Raw genomic sequence first — 22394 nt, 5'->3', positions numbered from 1 at the left:
CGCCTAGACCATTTTCCAGTTGATCTGCTCGCCCGCGTTGAGCGGAATCACGTGGCTGTCGCCCAGCGGCAGCGAGGCTGGCAAGGTCCAGCTTTCGCGTTTCAGGGTGATGGTGTCCGTGTTGCGCGGCACGCCGTAGAAGGCCGGGCCGTGGAAGCTGGCGAACGCTTCGAGCTTATCGAGCGCGCCGGCCCGTTCGAATGCTTCGGCATACATTTCCATCGCGTGCAGGGCCGTATAGCAGCCGGCGCAGCCGCAAGCCATTTCCTTGGCGCCTTGCGCGTGCGGCGCCGAATCCGTGCCGAGGAAGAAGCGCTCGTCGCCGCTGGCGGCGGCCGTCATCAGTGCCAGGCGGTGCTCTTCGCGCTTCAGGATAGGCAGGCAGTAGTAATGGGGACGGATGCCGCCCTTGAAAATCTCGTTGCGGTTGTACAGCAGATGATGCGCCGTGATGGTGGCGGCGATCGGGCCTTCCGCTTCGGCCACGTACTGCGCCGCATCCTTGGTGGTGATGTGTTCGAACACGACGGACAGGGCCGGGAAGGCGCTGCGCAGCGGGCGCATCACGCGCTCGATGAAGACGGCTTCGCGGTCGAAAATGTCGATTTCCGGGTCCGTCACTTCGCCATGCACGAGGAAGGGCATGCCCACCTCCTGCATCACTTCGAGCACCTTGTAGCAATTCTTCAAATCCGTCACGCCCAGGTCGGAATTGGTGGTCGCGCCAGCCGGATACAGTTTCACGGCCTGCACGATGCCGCTATCCTGCGCGCGGCGGATTTCGTCGGGCGAGGTGTTGTTCGTCAGATACAGCACCATCAGCGGATCGAAGTTCACGCCTTGCGGCACGGCGGCCAGGATGCGTTCGCGGTAGGCGCTGGCATCGGCCGTGGTGGTGACGGGCGGTTTCAGGTTCGGCATGACGATGGCGCGACCGAACTGGCGCGCGCTGTGCGGCAGCACGCTGGCCATGACGGCGCCGTCGCGCAGGTGCAAATGCCAGTCATCCGGACGGGTGATGGTGATGGAGGCTGGGGTGTGATCGAGTGTGGACATGGCGGCTGCTCTCAGGCGGTCATTGCGAATAGCGCCATTTTACCAGCCGCGGGGCGGCCTCGCAGGCTGCGGCGGCTACTGCCCGATGGTTGCCGGACGATCAAACGGCCGGTTCGCACCGGCCGTTTTCAATCTCGAGAGCGTATGGGAATCAGGACTTGGCCGGCGCCGCTTCCTGCTTTGCCACCCAGGCGCGGAGTTCGGCCAGCATCCGGTCCAGCGCGGCGCGGTCGTACACGTGGCCACGGCTGACCACCAGGCGGATCTGGCGCGTGGCGCCGATGTCCTGCAGCGGGTTCGCGTCGAGCACCAGCAGGTCGGCCGCCTTGCCGGCCGCCACGCTGCCGTAGCGGTCCAGCTTGCCCAGGAAGCGGGGGCCGTTGATGACGGCCGACTGCAAGGCTTGCTGCGGCGTCAGGCCGTACTGCACATACAGGCCGATTTCATCGTGCAGGGCCTGGCCCGGATAGTCGAAGGAATTCAAGAAGCCCGCATCGGTGCCGGCGATGATGCTCACGCCCTGCTGCTGCAAAATGGGCAGCAGCTTGGCCGATTGCTCGAACTGCGCGTGGCGCTGGACGATGGCTTCCGGGCCATCCTTGGCGGCGCGCTGCACGCGCCAGTCGTAGGTGGCGCGCAAGCCCTTGCCGATGTATTGCAGGGCCGTGTCGTGCGTGTGGTCTTCGCGGTCCAGGTACGCCGTCACGCGCGAACCCCACAGGGTCGGCACGATGGCCGTGCCGCGCGCGGCCAGATAGCTAAAGGCCTTGCGCGCCGTCGGTTCGTCGTAGCTTTGCACGCTGGCCTGCATGGCTTCCTTGCCCGTCATCGCGCCGGCGGCCACCTTGGCCGTCAGCTCCTGCTCGCGCGGCGTGGTGGCGCGCAGCAGATACGATTGATGCTCGATCGTGCCCAGGCCCGCATCGGCCATCTGCTCCAGGGTCAGCTGCACGGGAATATGGCCCGACGTGCGCATGCCCCGTTCGCGCGCCTGGCGCAGCGCTTCCAGGTACAGCTCCGGCTTCAGGGTATTTTCCGTGATCTTCACGAAGTCAACTTGCTGCGCCTGCAGGCCGTCGAGCGCGCGCGTGACTTCCTGCGGCGTGCCCACTTCGATGGTGCCCTTCCACAGCGGCTTGATGCCTTCGAGTTTGGCGCCGGACGTAAAAATCGTCGGGCCTTCCAGCTGGCCCGCGTTGATCTGCTGGCGCCATGCCAGCACCGTGTCGGGCAAGTCGCCCGAGCAGTCGCGCACCGTGGTGATGCCGTGCGCCAGATACAAGGGCAGCAGCTGCTTGTTCTCGTCGATCAGCTCCGGGCCGCCGCCGAAATGCACGTGCGTATCCCACAGGCCCGGCATCAGATACTTGCCGGGCAGGCGGATGGTCCGCTTCGGCGCGTAGCTGGGCAGCTGCGCGTCATCGACGACGGCGACGATGCTGTCGCCCCTGAGCAGCACGGTCTTGCCCTTGACCGCCTTGCCGCCGGCAACGTCGATCACGGTGGCGTCACGCAGGGCGATGTCGACGGCGATCTTGTCGGCCGCGTGGGCATGGGCGAGCAGGCCCAGCGCCAGCATGGCGCCGGCTATGTGTTTCATGTCAGGCATGCGTACTCAACTTCAACGTGATGGAAAATTAATGGATGATCTTGGCGAGGAAATCGCGTGCGCGGTCCGAGCGCGTCGTGTTGAAGAAGTCATCCTTGCTGCAATCTTCGATGATCTTGCCCTGGTCCATGAAGACGATGCGGTTGGCCACGCGCCGGGCAAAGCCCATTTCGTGCGTGACGACCATCATCGTCATGCCTTCCTGCGCCAGGCCCACCATCACGTCGAGCACTTCGTTGATCATTTCCGGATCGAGCGCCGATGTCGGCTCGTCGAACAGCATGGCGATCGGGTCCATCGACAGCGCGCGGGCGATCGCCACGCGCTGCTGCTGGCCGCCCGACAGCTGGCCGGGGAACTTGTCCTGCTGCGACAGCAGGCCCACGCGGTCCAGGTATTTCAAGCCCTTGGCATTGGCTTCGTCGGCGCTGCGGCCCAGCACCTTGATCTGGCCGATGGTGAGGTTTTCACGGATCGACAGATGCGGGAACAGCTCGAAATTCTGGAACACCATGCCGATGCGCGCGCGCAGTTTCGACAGATTCGTCTTCGGATCGTTGACGGTGATGCCGTCGACGATGATCTGCCCCTGCTGGATCGGTTCGAGGCCGTTGACGGTCTTGATCAGGGTCGACTTGCCGGAGCCGGACGGACCGCAAATGACCATCACGTCGCCCTTGTCGACATTGGTGGTGCAATCGGTCAGTACCTGGAACTGGCCATACCATTTGCTGACGTTATTGAGTTCAATCATCTTGTTCTTTCTTTTACGGTTAGCGAATGATGGCGACGCGTTTCTGCAGGCGTTTTACCAGGAACGACAAGGCATAGCACAGCACGAAATACACGACGGCGACAAACACGTACATCTCCACCAGGCGGCCGTCGCGCTGGGCGATTTTTGATGCGGCGCCGACGAAATCGGGGATCGACAGCACGTACACGAGCGACACGTCCTGGAACAGCACGATGGTCTGCGTCAGCAGCACGGGGATCATGTTGCGGAACGCTTGCGGCAGCACGATGTTGCCCATGGTTTGACGGTAGTTCATGCCCAGCGCCTGGCCGGCCCACACCTGGCCGCGCGGGATCGACTGTATGCCGCTGCGCATGATCTCGCAATAGTAGGCCGCCTCGAACATGATGAAGGTGATCAGCGCGGAAGAGAACGCGCCCACTTTCACGGGCTCGTTGGCGCCGATGATCCAGGCGGCGATATACGGCACCAGGAAGTAGAACCAGAAGATCACCAGCACCAGCGGGATCGAGCGTATCAGGTTGACGTAGCTCGACGCCACGCCCGAGACGATGCGGTTGCTGGACAAGCGCATCAGCGCCAGCACGGTACCGAGCACGATGCCGCCCACCATGGCCAGCGCCGTCAGTTTCAGGGTGAACACCATGCCGGTCTGGAACAGGTAGACCCACGAGCGGGAGATGACATCGAAGTCGAAATTGCCGAACATATCAATGTCCTCCCGTCTTGGCGCCGGCGACGATGAAGCCCGGGATGGCGACCTTTTTCTCGATCAGGTGCATCAGCACCACCACCAGCAGGTTGACGACGACGTAGATGATGGTGGCGGCCGAAAACGCTTCGAACACCTGGAAGGAAAACTCCTGGATGGCGCGCGCGCTGGCCGTCAGCTCGATCAGGCCGATGGTCAGGGCCACGGAACTGTTCTTGATGATGTTCAAAAATTCGCTGGTCAGCGGCGGCATGATGACGCGCGCGGCCATCGGCAGCAAAATGAAGCGGTAGGTTTGCGGCAGGGTCAGGCCCAGCGCCGTGCCGGCCAGTTTCTGCCCGCGCGGCAGCGCCTCGATACCCGTCGTCACTTGCACGGCCACGCGCGAGGAGGTAAAGAACCCCAGGCACAGCACGGCCGTGACGAACGGCGCATTCGGCAGCGACTTGACCCAGGCGCCGAGGTCCGGCGGCAGCAGTTCCGGCATGACGAAATACCAGAGGAACATCTGCACCAGCAGCGGCACGTTGCGGAACAGTTCAACGTAGGCATTGGCCACGCCCACCAGCCATTTGTTCGGCAAGGTGCGGATGGTGCCGATCACCAGGCCCAGGATCAGCGCCATGATCCACGCCGCACCGGCCGTGGCCAGGGTCCAGGTCAAACCGGACCACAGGGTGTCCATATACGTGCCCACGCCATCGGGAGAAATCTCCCAGAAAATACGCCAATTCCAGTTGTAATTCATGATCATCCTTCGCATGCAGCCCGAGGACAGCGGCCAGCCGGCCACCCGTCCCGCAAATAAATCGGGAGGCTTGCGCCCCCCGGTTTGTTACGCAATCTTTACTTTTTCCGCTTGTCCGATGTCTTCTGCGCTTCCGGTACGGCCGCATACGCGGCAGGGTCGCCGGAGTCGGTCGGATTGGCAAACACGGCCTTCAATTGCGGCGGCATGGGGAATTTCAAGTTGATGTTTTTCGGCGGGATCGGCGAGGTAAACCATTTCGCGTAAATGCGGTTGATGTCGTCGCTCTTGTACAGGCGGATCAGCGCGTCGTCGACCACCTTCTTGAAGGCCGGGTCGCCCTTGCGCAGCATGATGCCGTACGGCTCGACCGACAGCGCTTCCTTGGTGATTTCGTAGTCGTTCGGGTTTTTCGAGTTGGCCACTTGCGACGCCAGCAAAATGTCGTCGTTGGCTTCAGCCACCGCGCGGCCCGTTTCCAGCATCAGGAACGACTCGGGATGATCCTTGCCGACGGCGATATTCATGCCCAGGTTCTTTTCCTTGTTCAGGATGGTCATCTGCTTGATGGTCGACGTGCCTGCCGTGGCGACCAGGGTCTTGCCGCGCAAGTCTTCCAGCGTCTTGATGTTCGAGGATTTTTTCGCCAGCACGCGGTTGCCGATGACGAACATGGTCGGGGCGAACGCCACTTGCTGCTGGCGCTCCAGGTTGTTCGTCGTCGAGCCGCATTCGAGGTCGATGGTGCCGTTGGCCATCAGCGGGATGCGGTTGGCCGAGGTGACGGGGCTCATCACCACTTTCAGTTCGCTCAGGCCCAGGTGCTTTTGCAGGGCGGTGACGACTTTCATGCACAGGTCGATCGAATAACCCTGGTATTGCTGTTTGTCGTCGAGATAGGAGAAGGGCACGGAGCCGTCGCGCACACCGAGGGTGACGGAACCGGCTTTCTTGATCTTGGCCAAGGTGCCGGTCAATTCCTGAGCCTGGACTGGCGACATGCTGCTGATGACACCGACGCTGAGCAGCGTGGCGAAGATTTTGGTCAATTTCATAAATTCTCCTGGGCGGACAAATCGGATGGACTCCGAACGAAACAACTGTGGTGCAGACGCCACCATTGGAATTAATTTTATTTCATTTTCAGCACCCCACCAGCCATTTTCTGCGATTGCCCGCAAATAGGCGCTATACGCGCGCTGGAATCAGCGCGGCTGTAGCATTTTTCCTACTGATTTCACATTCCCGATTTATTTTGCCGGCGCCAGACCCGCCAACTCGTCCTCTTGCGCCTCATCGTCCCTATTCGCCTGCTGGCGTTGCCACATCTGCGCATACAGGCCATCGAGCGCCAGCAATTGCGGATGCGTGCCCCGCTCGACGATGCGGCCGTGGTCGAGCACGAGGATTTGCTGGGCGTCGGCCACCGTCGACAAACGGTGCGCAATGACCAGGGTGGTGCGGTTCTTGGCGATGTCCTTCAGCTGCGACTGGATCGCCTGTTCGGCCTTGGAGTCGAGCGCCGAAGTGGCTTCGTCGAAGATCAGGATGGCAGGGTCCTTCAGCAAGGTGCGGGCAATCGCCACGCGCTGCTTTTCGCCGCCCGACAGCTTCAAGCCCCGCTCGCCCACCATGGAGTTGTAGCCATCTGGCAAGCTTTCAATAAAATCATGGATCGATGCCGCTTTCGCCGCCGCCACGATGGCATCCTTGCTGGCGCCCGGCTTGCCGTAGGCGATGTTGTATTCGATGGTGTCGTTGAACAGCACCGTATCCTGCGGCACGATGCCGATGGCCGCGCGCAGGGAATCCTGCGTGATATGGCGCAAATCCTGGCCATCGATGGTGATGCCGCCGCCATCGACTTCATAGAAGCGGAACAGCAAGCGCGACAGGGTCGACTTGCCCGAGCCGCTGTGGCCCACCACGGCCGTCGTCGTGCCGGCGGGAATCTGGAAATCCACGTCGAACAGGATTTGCCGCTTGGCTTCGTAGCTGAAATCCACGTGCGCAAAGCGCACGGCCGCGCCCCGTGTGACGAGCGGCTGGGCGTCCGGCGTGTCGGCGATTTCGCGGTTCTCGTTCAGCAAGGAAAACAAGCGTTCCATGTCGGCCAGGCTTTGCTTGATTTCGCGGTAAATGACGCCCAGGAAATTGAGGGGGATATACAGCTGGATCATGAAGGCGTTCACCAGCACCAGGTCGCCCAGGGTCATCGTGCCGGCGATCACGCCCACCGTGGCGCGCCACAAAATCAGGGTGACGGCCGTGGCGATGATCAGGGACTGGCCCGTGTTCAGCAGGGACAGGGAAGTCTGCGATTTCACGGCCGCCGACTCATAGCGCTGCAAGCCTTCGTCGTAGCGCTTCGCTTCGTAATCCTCGTTGCCGAAATATTTGACGGTTTCATAGTTGATCAGCGAATCGATGGCCTTGGTATTGGCTTTGGAATCGAGGTCGTTCATGGTGCGGCGGAAATGCGTGCGCCAGTTCGTCACCAGCACGGTAAATGCGATGTAGGACACGAGGGCCACCGCCGTGATGACGGTGAACCAGATGTCGTAATGCAAGACCAGGTAGCCAAGCACGAGGGTGATTTCCACCAGGGTCGGCAAGATGTTGAACAGGGTATAGGAAATGAGCGAGCCGACGCTGCGCGTGCCCCGTTCGATGTCGCGCGTCATGCCGCCCGTCTGGCGGTTCAGGTGAAAGCGCAGGGACAGCGCATGCAGGTGGCGGAACACTTGCAGCGCGATGGTGCGCACGGCCCGCTGCGTGACCCGGGCGAACAGGAATTCGCGCAATTCCGTAAACAAGGTGGTCGACAGGCGCAGCAAGCCGTAGGCCACCAGCAAGCCGACGGGCAGCACCAGCAGCGCTTGCGGATGGGCCGCCGTGATCGTCATGGCGTCGACGAGTTTTTTCAGGATCAGGGGCACGCCCACGTTGGCCAGCTTGGCGCCCACCAGGCATAGCAGCGCCAGCAGCACCCGCCATTTGTAGACCCAGAGATACGGCAGCAAGGTCTTGATGGTGGCGAAATCGCTGTGGCTGGCGGAAACGGGCGAGCGGGGCGGAGGGGGAGTCTGGGAACGGCGCATGGCGAAGGTCGGCTTTTTATGGTTCAATCGGGGCAATTGTAGCCTTTCATGAGAATAAAAGATGAGCACCTCCCCAGACCGTCCCGACAACTGCCTCGCCTCCGGCCTGCCCGCCGGAAAAATGCCGGAATTGCGCATGATGCCCGCGCCGTCCGACGCCAATGTGTACGGCGATGTGTTCGGCGGCTGGATCATGGCGCAGGTCGATATCGCCGGTTCCCTGCCGGCCACGCGGCGCGCCAACGGCCGCGTGGCCACCATCGCCGTCAATTCCTTCGTCTTCAAAAACCCCGTCTTCGTCGGCGATCTGCTCTCCTTCTACGCCGACATCGTCAAGGTCGGCAACACCTCGATCACCGTCAATGTCGAGGTATATGCCGAGCGCAACCGCCTGCAGGCGTGCATCGTGAAAGTCACGGAAGCAACCCTGATCTACGTGGCGACGGACTCCGACCGCAAGCCGCGCAAGGTGCCGCCGATCGAGACCTTGCTGTCGTCTTGATTGTCGCAATCATTCCACACCATGGATAGCCAGCGCCGCATCTTCCTGCAAAGCGCTGCGCGCATCACGGCGCTGGCCGCGGCCGGCAGCGTGCTGTCCGGTTCCAGCGCGAGTGCCGCCACGCGCATGAATGGCACGGGCTATCCGTTTGCGCTCGGTGTCGCTTCCGGTTCGCCCTTGCCCGACGCCGTCGTGCTGTGGACGCGCATCTGCCACGACCCGCTGCACCCAGCCGCCACGCCCGCCATCGCCCTGAACGTGCGCTGGGAAGTGGCCGAAGACGAGGCGTTTCGCCGCATCGCCGCCAAGGGCCAGGCCACGGCCATGCCCGCCCTCGCGCACAGCGTGCACGTCGACGCTGGCGGTCTCGCGCCCGGGCGCTGGTACTGGTACCGGTTTATCTTTGGCGACGCCGTCAGTCCCGTGGGCCGCACGCGCACGGCGCCCGAGTCCGGCGCCATGCCTTCCTCGCTGAAACTGGCCGTCGCCTCGTGCCAGCACTGGGAGTTCGGCGCGTATGCGGCGCACCGGCACATCGCTGCGGCCGCCCCCGACCTGGTGGCCTTTCTCGGCGACTACATTTATGAATGGGGACCGTACCAGCTGCAGCATCCGGGCCGGGCCGTGCGCACGCATGAAAGTTTTACGCTGGACGACTACCGCGCCCGCTATGCGCAATACAAGAGCGACCGCGACTTGCAGGGCGCGCACCTGGCCGCGCCGTGGATCGTCACCTGGGACGACCATGAAGTGGCCAACGATTACGGCAATGACCGCGACGAATTGCTCACGCCCACTTTTTTGCAGCGCCGCGCGGCCGCCTACCAGGCGTTTTATGAACACATGCCGCTGCGTTTGCTGCCGCTGGGCCGGCGGGGCTTTGTCGACATGCGCATCTACCAGCGCTACGACTGGGGCCGCCTGGCGCGCTTCCACGTGCTGGACGACCGGCAATACCGTGCCTATCACGCGTGCGCCAGGCCGGGCCGCGGCGGCTCCAATTCCGTCACCACGCGCAACTGCCCTGACCTGCGCAAACCGCAGCGCACGATGCTGGGCGAGGAGCAGCAGCGCTGGCTGCAAGCCGGCCTCGATGATTCCCCGGCGCGCTGGAATATTCTGGCCCAGCAAACCCTGATGGCGCAATCGAGCCAGGTGCCGATTTTGCGGCCCGGCGACGAACGCATCTGGACCGATGGCTGGGATGGCTATCCGATGGCGCGCCAGCACCTGCTCGACGCCTTGCAAAGCAGCAAGGCCAGCAACCCGCTGGTGCTGTCGGGCGACGTGCACACTTTCTATGCCACCGAACTGAGCCGCAACGCCATGCGGCCCACCGGCAAGAACAATCCCGTGCTGGCCACCGAATTTTGCGGCACCTCCATCACGTCCAGCTCGCGCCCGCAGGCGCGCACGGAACAGTACGTGGCGATGAACCCGCACATCCGCTACGGGCGCAGCGACAAGCGCGGCTATATGTGGATGGAAATCACGCCGGAGAAAACGACGACCCTGTTCCAGGGTCTGGAAAATGTGCGCGACAGCGCGTCGACCATCGCGACACTGGCCAGTTTTACCGTCCAGGATGGCAATGCGGGCGTGCAGCGCGTCTAGCCTATGCTTTTCAAGGCCTCGCGGTAGCGCCGGCTGACGGGCACTTCGCCCCCAGTGGAAAGTACCGCGCGGGCATCGCCCGACTCCAGCGGCACGATGGCTTGTACGAAATCAAGATTGACGATATAGCTGCGGTGCACACGCAGGAAGCGCTTGCCATCCAGGCGGCGCTCGATGGCCGCCATGGTCGAGCGCAGCGGATAATCATGGCCGCGCACGTGCAAATTCACATAATTGCCCCAGGCCTGTATCCATTCGATATCGGCGGCGGGCAACAGGAAATCCTTGCCCAGCTTGCGCACCAGGAAGCGTTCCGGCTGCTGCACCGGTTCCACGGCCAGTCCCTCGTCGGGTTCGCCCAGCAGGGTCGCCTCGCCTTGCCAGCGCATCAGCAGCAACTGGTAAAAGCCCGTGAACAATAAAATGGAGAAGTAAGTGCGCACATCCTTGACATATTCATAAGGCAATTCGCGCCACCAGTTACCGAAATCGTAATCGCTGCCGGCACTCCAGTACGCGAGCTTGCGCAGGGCCACCATGGCCAGCACATGCACGAGGCTGTAGACCAGCGACGCGATCAGGTGCCAGCGCAGGTTCTGGCGCTGGAAAACCAGGTGCAAGGGCCGAAGCTGGTTAGCCAGGATCACCACCGGCACCAGCGCCAGCAACACCAGGTTGCTGCTCCACTCCCACACGGCCACTTCCCAGAACGGTGTAGCGAGCCCGGCGCGTTGGCGGTCCGTCCAGCTGATCCAGCAGTTGAGCGACGTTTGCAGCAGATACAGGACGATCCAGAAAGCTGGCTCGGCGAACTGGCGCCAGCGTTGATATCGTTGCAACAAATCGGTGGAAGACAGGCGCATGGTGTCGGATGGCAAATTAGTTGCATGATTGTAAGGTCCCAAAGCCGTCCCAGCATCACCGCTCGTCACAAACAGCCCGCACTTGATCACTTTTCACTGGATCGCCCCGTGCGGCCTGCCTATGCTGGGCTCTTCCTTCACCAGCGGACCCGCGACCATGACCACTGATTCTCGCCGTTACGATATCGACGCCTTGCGCTTTCTTGTCTTCAGCCTGCTGATCGTCTACCACACGGCCATGCTGTACCTGGACGGTGCCGCCTTCCACATGAAGAGCAGCTACTTGACGGAAACATTGAACTTTCCCATGGTCTTTATCAACCGGTGGCGCATGGAAATCGTGTTCCTCATTTCCGGCGTGTCGTGCGCCATGATGGCGCACACCTCCCGCGGCGCCTTCCTGTGGCGCCGGATCAAGCGCCTGTTGCTGCCCCTGCTGTTTGGCGTGCTGGTGGTGATTCCCGTGCAGCCGTATTGCGAGGGCGTCAGCAACGGCCTGGTCGAGCCTGGCTATGGAGCATTTCTGCTGCACTACTTTGGCGGCTACGCCTGGCCGGCCGGCGCATTTACGGGCTGGAAAACCAGTTTTACCTGGAACCATCTGTGGTATCTGGTGTATCTGCTGCTGTACACCATCGTGCTGGTGGCGCTGCAGCCGCTGTTGGCCAAGGCCAGGCCGCTGTTGACGGGGCTGCGCGGCTGGCGCCTGTTGATCCTGCCCGCCCTGCCCGCGCTGGCGGCAACGGCTTTCCTGAAACTGCGCTATCCGGAAACCCATGCGCTGGTGAAAGACTGGTACGCGCACGCCATCTATTTCACCATGTATCTGTATGGCTGGTGGCTGGGCAATGACAAGGGAGTGTGGCAGGAACTGGCGCGCTTGCGCTGGCATGCGCTGCTGCTGGCACCCTGCGCGTTTGCCGTGTATCTGGGCTTTGATCTCGTGTATTCGGAAAACCTGCTGACCTGGGCCTCAGCCGGCTCCTGGCCCATGCGCAACCTGTACATGTGGCTGGCCATCTGCGCCATCCTGGGCTGGTCGCACACCTTGCTGAATAAACCGTTTGCCTGGCTGCCATGGGCGCGCCAGGCCGTCTTTCCCTGGTACATACTGCACCAGAGCGCCATCGTGCTGCTGGCCTACTGGCTGGTGCCGTTAAAGCTGGGCCCCGTGCTGGAACCACTGCTGATACTTGCAGGCACGGTGGCGACTTGCTGGCTGGGAACGTCGCTGCTGATCAGCAAAGTGAACTGGCTGCGCCCCTGCTTCGGCTTGCCCGCCCAGCCACGGCAAGCCGTGGTGGCGGACACGGCCTTATCGGCGCATTAAGCTGCTTTCTTTTCGTCGCGCAATTGACGGCGCAAGATCTTGCCGACGTTGGTTTTCGGCAATTCATCGCGGAACTCGATGTATTTCGGCTTCTTGTATGCCGTCAATTCATGCTTGCAATACTCGCGGATCTGTTCCACCGTCAGGTTCGGGTCCTTGCGCACGACAAACACTTTCACGGCTTCGCCCGAATTGGCGTCCGGCACGCCGATGCAGGCACATTCGAGCACGCCCGGGCAGGAAGCGACCACGTCTTCCACCTCGTTCGGATACACATTGAAGCCGGACACGATGATCATGTCTTTCTTGCGGTCCACGATTTTTACATAGCCGCGTTCATCCATGACGCCCACGTCGCCCGTCTTGAAAAAGCCGTCTGCCGTCATCGACTTGGCCGTCTCGTCCGGACGCTGCCAGTAGCCGGCCATCACTTGCGGGCCGCGCACGGCGATCTCGCCCGGCTCGCCCAGCGGCACTTCCACGCCATCGTCGTTCAAGATTGCCACTTCCGTCGACGGGAAAGGCAAGCCGATGGTGCCCGTAAATTCCGTGATATCGACGCGGTTGCCCGTCACCACGGGCGACGTTTCCGACATGCCATAGCCTTCGATCAGCGGGCAGCCCGTCAGTTTCAGCCAGCGTTCGGCCACGTTGCGCTGCAAGGCCATGCCGCCGCCATTGCACACTTTGTAGCTGGAGAAATCGAGCTTGGCGAAGTCGGCATTGTTCAGCAGCGCGTTGTACAGAGTGTTGACGGCCGGGAACACGACGATCTTGTGCTTGGACAATTCCTTGACGAAACCGGGGATGTCGCGCGGGTTGGGGATCAGCACGTTCAAGCCGCCCACGCGCATGCCCATCAGGGCGCTGACCGTCAGCGAATAGATGTGATACAGGGGCAAGGCGCACATGAATCCCATCGAGGTGGCGCGCATTTCCTTGGTCATCACGGGCGAAATCCACGCCTCGTTTTGCAGCACGTTGGCGATCACGTTACGGTGCAACAACATCGCGCCTTTCGACACGCCCGTCGTGCCGCCCGTGTACTGCAGGAAGACGATATCGTCATGTCCCTGCTGCACCGGCGTCAGGCTCAAGCGCGCGCCTTCGGCCAGCATCTTGTTGAAGCTGATGGCGCCCGGCAAGGAAAACGCGGGCACCATTTTCTTGATCTTGCGCACGACAAAGTTGACTATGGTGCCTTTCAGTCCACCCAGCATGTCGCCCATGGTGGCGACGATCACGTGCTTGACCTGCGTGTGCGGCAGCACTTGCTCGACCGTGGTGGCGAAGTTTTCCAGCACGATGATCGCTTCGCTGCCCGAATCGATCAGCTGATGCTGCAATTCACGGGGCGTGTACAGCGGGTTGACGTTGACCACCGTGTAGCCTGCGCGCAAAATCGCGGCCATGGCCACCGGATACTGGAGCACGTTCGGCAGCATGATCGCCACGCGCGCGCCCGTCTTCAGGCCCTTGCTTTGCAGCCAGGCGCCCATCTGCAGCGACAGCTTGTCGAGCTCGCGATACGTGAGGAATTTATCCATGCACACGAACGCGTTGCGGTCAGCGTATTTCTGGAATGACTCTTCCAGCAAATGCGTGACGGAACGGTATTGCGTGCAATCAATCTCTGCGGGAACGCTGTCCGGGTACGACTTCAACCAAATCTTGTCCATCTATGCCTCATCTTTATCTGTAGAAAGGGTGTGCAGCCTGATGCGCACACCCTGTACTGTTTATGCTGCTGTCTTCGTTTCGTCACGCAGGGCGCGACGCAAAATCTTGCCGACGTTGGTCTTCGGCAGTTCATCGCGGAACTCGATGTATTTCGGCCGCTTGTAGCCTGTGAATTGTTCCTTGCAATACGCGGCCAGCACTGCCTGGGTCAGGTTCGGGTCCTTGCGCACGACAAACACTTTCACGGCTTCGCCAGAATGTTCGTCCGGCACGCCCACGCAGGCGCACTCGAGCACGCCGGGATGGGCCGCGATGACGGCTTCCACTTCGTTCGGATACACATTGAAGCCGGAGACGAGAATCATGTCTTTCTTGCGGTCGACGATCTTCACGTAACCGCGCTCGTCCATGATGCCCACGTCGCCCGACTTGAAGTAGCCATCAGGCGTCATGACTTTGGCCGTTTCATCGGGACGGTTCCAGTAGCCGCTCATCACTTGCGGGCCACGGATGGCGATTTCGCCCGTCTGGCCCAGCGGTACTTCCTTGCCGTCATCGTCGAGGATGGCGATATCGGTCGAAGGCACGGGCAAGCCGATGGTGCCGGAAAACACCGTGGTATCGGCCCGGTTGCAGGTGGCGACGGGCGACGTTTCCGACAGGCCATAGCCTTCGATGATGGACACGCCCGTCACTTGCAGCCATTTATCGTTGACGGCTTGCTGCACCGCCATGCCGCCGCCATTGGCGATCTTCAAGCCCGAGAAATCGAGCTTGGCGAAATCGGGATGGTTCACCAGCGCGTTATACAGCGTATTGACCGCTGGCAGCAGATTGAATTTGTACTTGCCCAGTTCCTTGATCAGGCCCGGGATATCGCGCGGATTCGGGATCAGGATATTCAGGGCGCCCACGCGCGTGCCCCACATCGCGCACGCCGTCAGGGCAAAGATATGGTACAGCGGCAAGGCGCAGACGACGATCATCTGTTCCTTGCTGTTCTGGTCGAGCGCCGCGCCCGACCATGCTTCGCTCTGCAGCACATTGGCGATCACATTGCGGTGGCTCAAGGTCGCGCCTTTCGACACGCCCGTCGTGCCGCCCGTGTATTGCAGGAAGGCGGCGTCATTGATGCTCAGCTCGACAGGCGTGAGTTTCATGCGGCTGCCCAGCGCCAGCGCCTGCTTGAAACGCATGGCGTTCGGCAAGGAATACGCGGGCACCATCTTCTTGACGTTGCGCACGACAAAATTGACGATCGCGCCCTTCAAGCCGCCCAGCATTTCGCCCATGCTGGCAACGATGATGTGCTTGACGGCCGTCTTGGCCAGTACTTGCTCCAAGGTATGGGCAAAGTTTTCCAGCACGATGATCGCTTCGCTGCCCGAATCGTTGAGCTGATGCTCGAGTTCGCGCGGCGTATATAAAGGATTGACGTTGACTACCGTGTAGCCGGCGCGCAAGACGGCGGCGATCGCCACCGGATACTGGAGCACGTTCGGCATCATCAGGGCCACCCGGGCGCCCTTTTTCAGGCCACGGCTTTGCAGCCAGGCACCGAGCTGGCGCGAATAGGTATCGAGTTCGGCATAGGTGAGAAATTTGTCCATGCAGACATAGGCATTGCGGTCCGCATATTTTTGAAATGCTTCTTCCAGCAGATGCACCAGCGAACGATATTGATCAGGATCGATGTCGGCGGGGACGCCGGGAGGATACGACTTCAGCCAAATTTTTTCCATCCTGTGCCTCTTTGTCTCGAATAATCGTGGGGGAGCCGGCGCACCCTGCCGGCGCGGATCATTGCTGCGGATTCTGTTGTCCTGCAGTCAGTTTGAGCATTCTGACGAGCAATTGCTCTATGCTACTAATGCGATGCTATCGGGCGCCGCGCTTCCATGCAAGCGCTTTCAACAGTATTCGAGCGGCAACTCTAGGGGTATTTTATGCTGCAACGCAACACGATAAATACACTGTTGCAGGATCGTCTGGCTCGGCGTACGGGACAATCTTTACGGGTCAGGGGCTGGACAATTGTTCCAGCGCACGCCTGCGCTCAGGCTTGTTCATCTGGGCCATTGTGTGCACTGCAGCATAAAAAGCACGAAAGTTCTTTTTTTCTTCCAGCAATTTTTTGAAGGCAGGCAAAAATTCATTGTAGGTAGACACGGAAGCCAGGTGCGCATTGCTCAATGGCTGCTCGAACCAGCGGTCGTAACCGGCAAAGCCACTCCAGTTTTTCTTCAGCACCTGATACGCGTCTTGCAATGCCGCAAACACCTGCGCCTTGCGCGCGCGCTTCTCCGCATCGCTGGCGCCGCTCGCATACACGGCTTCCAGTTCGCCCCGGTATGTCAGCAGCAGGGCCAGGAAATCCTGGCGCCGCGCCGCGTACCGGGCGTACGCGGCGCGCATGGCGTCATTGCCCTCGCGCGCCAGCCAGCGCTGCACGCCCGCCTCTTCCACGGCACTGGCAAACGACTCGTTGAAGGCCGAATCGCCGGGTACGTACACCACCTGGTGCGCCAGTTCATGGAAGATCAGGCGCGCCAGTTCCGCATCGTTGTAATTGATAAAGGTCGACAGCAGGGGATCGTCGAACCAGCCCAGGGTCGAATACGCGGGCACGCCGCCCACCTGCACGTCGTAATGCTGGGCCCGCAGTTCGACGGCATACGCGAGCGCCTCTTCCTTGCTGTAGTAGCCGCGGTAATTGACGCAGCCGGCGATGGGAAAACACCATTGCAGTGGCTGCAGCGACAGTTCCGGCGTGGCCACCACGTTCCACAGCACGAACGGGCGCCGCAGCGAGGCGTAGTTCTTGTAGCTGCCATTGTCGGGCAAGTCCAGCTCGCTGACGGCAAAGCGGCGAATCTGCTGCGCCTTGGCCAGGCGCACTTTCAGGCGCGGTTCGGTGGCCGGGTCATCGAGCCAGTCACCGATGGGGCGTGCGCCGGACCACAGCGCATACTGCCCCTGCGCCGCCTGCGTGTAGTAGCGCAGCTGCGTGCAGCCGCCCAGCGGCAGGCACAGCATGCCGACAAGCAAGCGGGCCGGCCAGCGCGCCATGCTCAGCCAGCCTTTTCCACTTCGACCAGCGTATCGTAGAAGGTCGGCGCGCGGCCCATGTCCGTCAAGCGCTGGCTCGTCACTTCATTGGCGTTCTTGCCGTCGCTGGCCAGTTTCTTCCACCATACGGACAAGCCCACCACCAGGCCGCGTCTCGCCTTGTCCGTCACCCTGGCCTTGGCCACGAAGCTGCCGCGGTCGTTGAAGATGCGCACCATGTCGCCGGCCGCGATGCCGCGCGCGGCGCAATCGTCAGGGTGGATGTCGAGGTGCGGCTCGCCTTCGGCCGCGCGCAGGCTTTTCACGTTCACAAAGGTGGAGTTGAGGAAGTTGCGCGCCGGCGGCGAAATCATGGCCAGCGGATAACGGGCCGCCAGCGCGGGATTGCTGGCCAGCGATTCGTGCGGCGCGATATACGTGGGCAAGGGATCGAGTCCCGCCTGCGCCATGGCGCTCGAATACAACTCGCACTTGCCCGATGGCGTGGGGAAACCGCCTGTGGCAAATGGCGCCTCGGCCATGGCCAGCTTTTGCCAGCCCGTGCGTTTCAGCGATTCCCAATCGAAATGCACGGCGCGCGCATCGGTCGCATCGAACGCCTTGGCTGCCAGCGCCTCGTCGCTTTCCTGGAAGCACGGGTCATCAAAGCCCATGTGCTGCGCCAGCAGGCGGAAGATTTCCGTATTCGCCTTCGCTTCGCCCAGCGGCGCCACGGCCGCGTTATTCGCCATCATGTACAGGTGGCCGTAGGTGGAATGGGCATCGACATGCTCCAGCTGCGTGGTGGCGGGCAGCACGATGTCGGCGTAATCGACGGTATCGGTCTGGAAATGCTCGAGCACGACCGTAAACAAGTCTTCGCGGGCAAAACCCTGCGCCACTTTCGATGAGTCGGGCGCCACGGCCAGCGGGTTCGAGTTGTAGACGATCACGGCCTCGACTTGCGGGCCGAACTCGGCGGAACTTGCTTTCAATAAATCGTCGCCAATGGTGCTCATGTTGATGGTGCGCGGCGTGCCTTTGAGCAAATCCGGGCGCTGCAGGGCCTTGCGGTTAACGGGGAAGGAACCCGAGCTCGACAGCTGCATGCCGCCGGCGGGATGGCGCCAGGCGCCCGTCAGCGCGGGCAGGCAGGCGATATTGCGCACGGCCATGCCGCCGCCATGCACGCGCTGCACGCCGTAGTTGGCGCGGATGGCGGCGCCCTCGCCAGAGCGGCATGCCTGGCCGTACAGGCGCGCCAGTTCCACCACTTCCGTGGCCGTGATGCCGCACACCTCGGCCACGCGCTCGGGCGGCCATTCCAGGGCCCGCTGTTTCAGTTCCGCATAGCCGATGGTGTACTGCGCGATATAGTCGTGGTCGACCAGGTCTTCCGTGATCAGCACATGCATCAAGCCCAGCGCCAGGGCCGCATCGGTACCCGGCAGCAAGGCGATATGCTGGTGGCATTTTTCCGCCGTCAGCGAACGGTAGGGATCGATGGCGATCAGGGTCGCGCCATTGCGCTTGGCCTCTTGCGCGCGCATCCAGAAGTGCAGGTTCGAGGCGATCGGGTTGCCGCCCCAGATGATGATCAATTTCGCGTTCTGGAACTGCTCCATATCGGTGCCGATGCTGGCGCCCACCGTGTAGCGGTAGCCCGTGGCGCCGGCCGAGGCACAGATGGTGCGGTCCAGCAGGGAGGCGCCGAGCTGGTTGAAGAAGCGCGAGGACATCGATTCGCCCTGCACCAGGCCCATGGTGCCGCAGTAGCTGTACGGCAAGATCGCCTGCGGATCGCGCGCGGCGATCGGTTTCAAGCGGGCCGCGATGATCTGCAGCGCTTCTTCCCAGCTGATGCGCTCGAACTTGCCTTCGCCCTTCTTGCCTACGCGCCGCAGCGGGTGCAGCAAGCGGTCCGCATGGTAGGTGCGCTCCGTGAAGCGCGATACCTTCGTGCACAGCACGCCAGCCGTGGTCGGATGGTCGGGATCGCCCTTGACGGCCGTGGCCACCCCATCGGTCACGGTGACCAGCAAGGCGCAGGTATCGGGGCAATCGAGCGGGCAGGCGGCGCGCACTTGGGTGGTGGTCATGGGGCAATCCAAAAACGTTGGGGGAAGGCGATACTGTAAACCATTCCGCGCGCTTGCTGTTGGCGCCGTGGCAAGCACGTCCGTGCGCTGGATTTACCCGGCAAACAAGGGCTACAATGCACTATTAGCCGCGCCTGTTTTCGATCAAGCAAGCGCGGTCCGGCGCGCCATACATTGCTGCGTGCCCGCATCCACAGGAGAGTCCCATGAAACTAGTTGATCCGATCTTGGCGTTTCAATCCGAACTGCAAGGTATCCGCCGCGACCTGCATGCGCATCCCGAGCTGTGCTACGAAGAACAGCGCACCTCGGACGTGGTCGCCGCCAAGCTGACGGAGTGGGGCATCCCCGTGGTGCGCGGCCTGGGCCGCACTGGCGTGGTCGGTATCATCAAAAATGGCACGTCGACACGGGCCATCGGCCTGCGCGCCGACATGGATGCCTTGCCGATGCAGGAAATGAATACCTTCGAGCATGCTTCACGCCACCCGGGCAAGATGCACGCCTGCGGCCACGACGGCCACACGGCCATGCTGCTGGGCGCCGCCCACTATCTGGCGCAACATCGCCATTTCGACGGCACCGTGTATCTGGTCTTCCAGCCAGCCGAGGAAGGCGGCGCCGGCGCGCGCGAAATGATAGCAGACGGCTTGTTTACGCGCTTTCCCATGGATGCCATCTACGGCATGCACAACTGGCCAGGCGCCGAAACGGGCACCCTGAGCGTGGTGGAAGGACCCATGATGGCGTCCAGCAATGAATTCCATGTCACCGTCAAAGGCAAGGGCGCACATGCGGCCCAGCCCCACAAGGGCATCGACCCCGTCATGGTGGCCGTGCAAATCGCGCAAAGCTGGCAAACCGTCATCACGCGCAACAAGAGTCCGCTCGACACGGCCGTGTTGTCGATCACGCAAATCCATGCAGGCAGCGCCACCAATGTGATTCCCGATGACGCCAGCCTGGTCGGCACCGTGCGCACTTTCACCAAGCCCGTGCTGGACTTGATCGAAGAGCGCATGCGCGAGATCGCCGTGCACACGGCCGCCGCCTTTGGCGCCGAAGTCGATTTCCACTTCAAGCGCAACTATCCGCCGCTGGTCAACCACGCGAAGGAAACGGCGTTTGCCGTCGACGTGATGAAAAGCGTGGTGGGCGCGGACAAGGTCAACGCAAATGTCGAGCCGACCATGGGTGCGGAAGATTTTTCTTTCTTCCTGCAGGAAAAAGCCGGCTGCTACATCTTCATCGGCAATGGTGATGGCGAGCACCGCGATGGCGGCCACGGCCTGGGTCCGTGCGTCTTGCACAATGGCAGCTACGACTTCAACGACAAGCTGTTGCCGATCGGCGCCAGTTTCTGGGTCAAGCTGGCCGAAGCGAGCCTGCCCATCGCTTGAATCAGCTCAGCTGATCCGGACCGGCGCCCAGGCGCTGGCCCGGATTCAACGCTTCCAGGGCCAGCAAGGCGGCCGCGTGATCGGCCGTCGGGTGCGTGGCGGCGAGGGTTTCATAACGCTGCGTCACCAGTTGCGTCACCGGCAAGGTGACGTGGGCCGCTTCGGCCGCCGCGAGAATGTTGTGCATATCCTTGATCTGGCTCTTCACCTGGCCGCCGGCAACAAAATTTCGGTCCAACATGCGCTGGCCATGCACCTCCAGAATCTTGCTCTCTGCAAAACCGCCACGAATGGCCGCCCGCACGGCAGCCGCGTCGGCGCCCGCCGCCTGGGCCAGCAACAGCGCTTCCGCCACGATCGTCAATGTCGCACCGACGATCAGCTGATTGCATAGCTTGGCGACCTGGCCACTGCCTGCCGGACCCACCAGGGTCGGGCGGCCCATGGCCGACAGAATTGCCTCAACTCGAGCGTAATCGCTGGCGCTGGCACCAGCCATGATGGCCAGGGTACCCGCCTGCGCCCCGCCGACGCCACCCGACACAGGCGCGTCGATGAAGCCATGGCCCGCAGTGTGCAAAATGGCATGAAATTGCTGCGCTTCCGATTGCTTGGTGGAACTCATGTCGACCCAGAGCGCACCAGTGGACAAGGCCGGCAACGCCTCTTGCAGCACCTGCGCCACGATAGGGCCAGCTTCCAGCATCGAGATGACGACGTCCGCCCCGTTGACGGCCTCAGCCACTGAAACGGCGGGCTGCGCCCCTGCCGCACCCAGGACTTGGGCCTTGCTGTGCGTGCGATTCCAAATTGTGACAGAATATCCAGCGCGCAGCAGGCACCGGACCATCGGCCCTCCCATTAGGCCAATACCGAGAAATGCGATTTTTGTAGACAATGTCAATTCAACCTCTGAGATCAAACAGGTGGCGGGAGTAGTGTGCAAAACTAGGTGCCTGCGCAAACAAGACAAGCCTGACGGCCAATTTTACGATGAAAGCCTCTATGTCCTTCAAGAAGAATCTCCTCAAATCCATCGCCGCCGTTGCCGCGCTGATGGCGGCTAACGCCGGCTTTGCCGCCGACGACAAACTGATCGACTCCGTCTACGGCGAATATGCCAAGGGCGTGAAGGTACAAATGGTACGCGCCGGCGTGACCTCGAACTGGGATAAAGCCTGGTTTGTATCGAATGGCACGCAGCTGAGCGGTTACTGGGATGCCAGCATCGGCGGCTGGGATGCCAAGAGCTACCAGAATGTCCCGGGCCAGCATCAAAAACTGTGGGATCTGGGCTTTACCCCCGTGTTCCGCTTTGAAAATACGAACAAGCTGGGTTTCTATGCGGAAGCCGGCATCGGCGTGCACATGCTGTCGAAACTGTACAACAACGACGATGACCGCCTGTCGACCCATTTCCAGTTCGGCGACCATATCGGCGTCGGCTATATCTTCAATAACAAATGGGAAGTCGCTGCCAAAATCCAGCATTTCTCGAACGGTGGCTACAAAAAGCCAAACAGCGGCGTCAATTACATGAACGTCAAAGTCGCGTACCATTTCTGATGGAAACGTGCATGAGTAAAAGCACCGCATAGCGGTGCTTTTTTTTCGTCCGTTGATTGGCCTGGCCGGCCAACAATATTGTCGGATTACGCTACGCTAATCCGACCTACCGACCTGGCCGGCTGTAAACGGACGTAGGTCGGCTTAGCGCAGCGTAAGCCGACACCACCCGCGGCATATCAAACCGCCAGACGAAAAAAAACCCCACCGGAGTCCGGTGGGGTTTTTCTCTTACTGCGAATAACAAGCCTGACGATAACCTACTTTCACACTGGTTGCAGCACTATCATCGGCGCAAAGTTGTTTCAC

The 22394-nt window shown here is 61.6% G+C and carries 18 protein-coding genes; 5 read left to right on the top strand and 13 right to left on the bottom strand.

Annotation, left to right across the window (positions count from 1 at the left end):
* Positions 1–3: 3 nt before the first annotated feature.
* From pyrC to IGS55_RS23815, 7 genes are all read right to left on the bottom strand, one after another.
* Complete coding sequence (gene pyrC / locus IGS55_RS23845; protein ID WP_034745484.1) at positions 4–1056, bottom strand: dihydroorotase; 1053 nt, start codon at positions 1054–1056, stop codon at positions 4–6.
* Between the two features lie 151 nt (positions 1057–1207).
* The gene (locus IGS55_RS23840; RefSeq protein WP_230518270.1) at positions 1208–2656 is read right to left on the bottom strand and encodes an amidohydrolase family protein; all 1449 of its coding nucleotides are present in this window, start codon (positions 2654–2656) and stop codon (positions 1208–1210) included.
* Between the two features lie 37 nt (positions 2657–2693).
* Positions 2694–3419: an amino acid ABC transporter ATP-binding protein gene (locus tag IGS55_RS23835; RefSeq protein ID WP_230518271.1), complete on the bottom strand. Its 726-nt coding sequence runs from the start codon at positions 3417–3419 to the stop codon at positions 2694–2696.
* A 19-nt stretch (positions 3420–3438) separates the two neighbouring features.
* Positions 3439–4131, bottom strand: a complete 693-nt coding sequence (locus IGS55_RS23830; protein ID WP_166446590.1) for an amino acid ABC transporter permease — start codon at positions 4129–4131, stop codon at positions 3439–3441.
* 1 nt (position 4132) lies between these two features.
* Positions 4133–4882: an amino acid ABC transporter permease gene (locus IGS55_RS23825; RefSeq protein WP_070303009.1), complete on the bottom strand. Its 750-nt coding sequence runs from the start codon at positions 4880–4882 to the stop codon at positions 4133–4135.
* Positions 4883–4980: 98 nt separating this feature from the next.
* On the bottom strand, positions 4981–5937 hold the full coding sequence (locus tag IGS55_RS23820; RefSeq protein WP_166446591.1) for an amino acid ABC transporter substrate-binding protein: 957 nt from the start codon (positions 5935–5937) through the stop codon (positions 4981–4983).
* A 195-nt stretch (positions 5938–6132) separates the two neighbouring features.
* Positions 6133–7983: an ABCB family ABC transporter ATP-binding protein/permease gene (locus tag IGS55_RS23815; protein WP_230518272.1), complete on the bottom strand. Its 1851-nt coding sequence runs from the start codon at positions 7981–7983 to the stop codon at positions 6133–6135.
* Between the two features lie 136 nt (positions 7984–8119).
* Between IGS55_RS23815 and IGS55_RS23810 the strand changes: the two genes are divergently transcribed.
* Entirely contained in the window at positions 8120–8485 is a 366-nt protein-coding gene (locus IGS55_RS23810; protein ID WP_223278886.1) for an acyl-CoA thioesterase, read from the top strand.
* Positions 8486–8506: 21 nt separating this feature from the next.
* Entirely contained in the window at positions 8507–10099 is a 1593-nt protein-coding gene (locus IGS55_RS23805; RefSeq protein WP_230518273.1) for an alkaline phosphatase D family protein, read from the top strand.
* Here the strand turns inward: IGS55_RS23805 and IGS55_RS23800 are convergent.
* Entirely contained in the window at positions 10096–10977 is an 882-nt protein-coding gene (locus tag IGS55_RS23800; protein WP_230518274.1) for a LytR/AlgR family response regulator transcription factor, read from the bottom strand. The genes IGS55_RS23805 and IGS55_RS23800 overlap by 4 nt on opposite strands.
* A gap of 142 nt (positions 10978–11119) precedes the next feature.
* Between IGS55_RS23800 and IGS55_RS23795 the strand changes: the two genes are divergently transcribed.
* Entirely contained in the window at positions 11120–12292 is a 1173-nt protein-coding gene (locus IGS55_RS23795) for an acyltransferase family protein (protein ID WP_230518275.1), read from the top strand.
* Here the strand turns inward: IGS55_RS23795 and IGS55_RS23790 are convergent.
* From IGS55_RS23790 to IGS55_RS23775, 4 genes are all read right to left on the bottom strand, one after another.
* Positions 12289–13971: a long-chain-fatty-acid--CoA ligase gene (locus IGS55_RS23790; protein WP_230518276.1), complete on the bottom strand. Its 1683-nt coding sequence runs from the start codon at positions 13969–13971 to the stop codon at positions 12289–12291. The genes IGS55_RS23795 and IGS55_RS23790 overlap by 4 nt on opposite strands.
* A gap of 60 nt (positions 13972–14031) precedes the next feature.
* Positions 14032–15714 carry a long-chain fatty acid--CoA ligase gene (locus IGS55_RS23785; protein WP_034745464.1) on the bottom strand — a complete coding sequence of 561 codons (1683 nt, stop codon included), beginning with the start codon at positions 15712–15714 and terminating at the stop codon, positions 14032–14034.
* Positions 15715–15991: 277 nt separating this feature from the next.
* On the bottom strand, positions 15992–17041 hold the full coding sequence (locus IGS55_RS23780; protein WP_230518277.1) for an aminopeptidase: 1050 nt from the start codon (positions 17039–17041) through the stop codon (positions 15992–15994).
* Positions 17042–17043: 2 nt separating this feature from the next.
* A complete protein-coding gene (locus IGS55_RS23775; RefSeq protein WP_230518278.1) occupies positions 17044–19119 on the bottom strand; it encodes a molybdopterin-containing oxidoreductase family protein in 2076 nt (691 codons plus the stop codon).
* Between the two features lie 206 nt (positions 19120–19325).
* Here IGS55_RS23775 and IGS55_RS23770 point away from each other — a divergent pair, with 206 nt between their 5' ends.
* Positions 19326–20519, top strand: coding sequence for a M20 aminoacylase family protein (locus IGS55_RS23770; protein ID WP_230518279.1), 1194 nt, complete (start codon positions 19326–19328; stop codon positions 20517–20519).
* Between the two features lies 1 nt (position 20520).
* Here IGS55_RS23770 and IGS55_RS23765 read toward each other — a convergent pair whose 3' ends face one another.
* The gene (locus tag IGS55_RS23765) at positions 20521–21417 is read right to left on the bottom strand and encodes an NAD(P)-dependent oxidoreductase (RefSeq protein WP_268991994.1); all 897 of its coding nucleotides are present in this window, start codon (positions 21415–21417) and stop codon (positions 20521–20523) included.
* A 107-nt stretch (positions 21418–21524) separates the two neighbouring features.
* Between IGS55_RS23765 and IGS55_RS23760 the strand changes: the two genes are divergently transcribed.
* Positions 21525–22085: an acyloxyacyl hydrolase gene (locus tag IGS55_RS23760; protein WP_230518280.1), complete on the top strand. Its 561-nt coding sequence runs from the start codon at positions 21525–21527 to the stop codon at positions 22083–22085.
* The last annotated feature ends 309 nt before the right edge of the window (positions 22086–22394 follow it).

It is taken from the genome of Janthinobacterium sp. EB271-G4-3-2 (assembly GCF_020858035.1).
GTDB classification, from domain to species: domain Bacteria; phylum Pseudomonadota; class Gammaproteobacteria; order Burkholderiales; family Burkholderiaceae_D; genus Janthinobacterium; species Janthinobacterium aestuarii.
Note: the sequence above shows the minus strand (reverse complement) of the source record. Positions and strands in the feature narration are given on the sequence as shown.

Bases quoted from the DNA above. Each gene is read 5' to 3' on its own strand.
- IGS55_RS23815 (WP_230518272.1), bottom strand. From the start codon at position 7,983: ATGCGCCGTTCCCAGACTCCCCCTCCGCCCCGCTCGCCCGTTTCCGCC.
- IGS55_RS23820 (WP_166446591.1), bottom strand. From the start codon at position 5,937: ATGAAATTGACCAAAATCTTCGCCACGCTGCTCAGCGTCGGTGTCATC.
- IGS55_RS23760 (WP_230518280.1), top strand. From the start codon at position 21,525: ATGTCCTTCAAGAAGAATCTCCTCAAATCCATCGCCGCCGTTGCCGCG.
- pyrC (WP_034745484.1), bottom strand. From the start codon at position 1,056: ATGTCCACACTCGATCACACCCCAGCCTCCATCACCATCACCCGTCCG.
- IGS55_RS23840 (WP_230518270.1), bottom strand. From the start codon at position 2,656: ATGAAACACATAGCCGGCGCCATGCTGGCGCTGGGCCTGCTCGCCCAT.
- IGS55_RS23795 (WP_230518275.1), top strand. From the start codon at position 11,120: ATGACCACTGATTCTCGCCGTTACGATATCGACGCCTTGCGCTTTCTT.
- IGS55_RS23785 (WP_034745464.1), bottom strand. From the start codon at position 15,714: ATGGAAAAAATTTGGCTGAAGTCGTATCCTCCCGGCGTCCCCGCCGAC.
- IGS55_RS23810 (WP_223278886.1), top strand. From the start codon at position 8,120: ATGATGCCCGCGCCGTCCGACGCCAATGTGTACGGCGATGTGTTCGGC.
- IGS55_RS23780 (WP_230518277.1), bottom strand. From the start codon at position 17,041: ATGGCGCGCTGGCCGGCCCGCTTGCTTGTCGGCATGCTGTGCCTGCCG.
- IGS55_RS23770 (WP_230518279.1), top strand. From the start codon at position 19,326: ATGAAACTAGTTGATCCGATCTTGGCGTTTCAATCCGAACTGCAAGGT.
- IGS55_RS23775 (WP_230518278.1), bottom strand. From the start codon at position 19,119: ATGACCACCACCCAAGTGCGCGCCGCCTGCCCGCTCGATTGCCCCGAT.
- IGS55_RS23825 (WP_070303009.1), bottom strand. From the start codon at position 4,882: ATGAATTACAACTGGAATTGGCGTATTTTCTGGGAGATTTCTCCCGAT.
- IGS55_RS23805 (WP_230518273.1), top strand. From the start codon at position 8,507: ATGGATAGCCAGCGCCGCATCTTCCTGCAAAGCGCTGCGCGCATCACG.
- IGS55_RS23830 (WP_166446590.1), bottom strand. From the start codon at position 4,131: ATGTTCGGCAATTTCGACTTCGATGTCATCTCCCGCTCGTGGGTCTAC.
- IGS55_RS23790 (WP_230518276.1), bottom strand. From the start codon at position 13,971: ATGGACAAGATTTGGTTGAAGTCGTACCCGGACAGCGTTCCCGCAGAG.
- IGS55_RS23835 (WP_230518271.1), bottom strand. From the start codon at position 3,419: ATGATTGAACTCAATAACGTCAGCAAATGGTATGGCCAGTTCCAGGTA.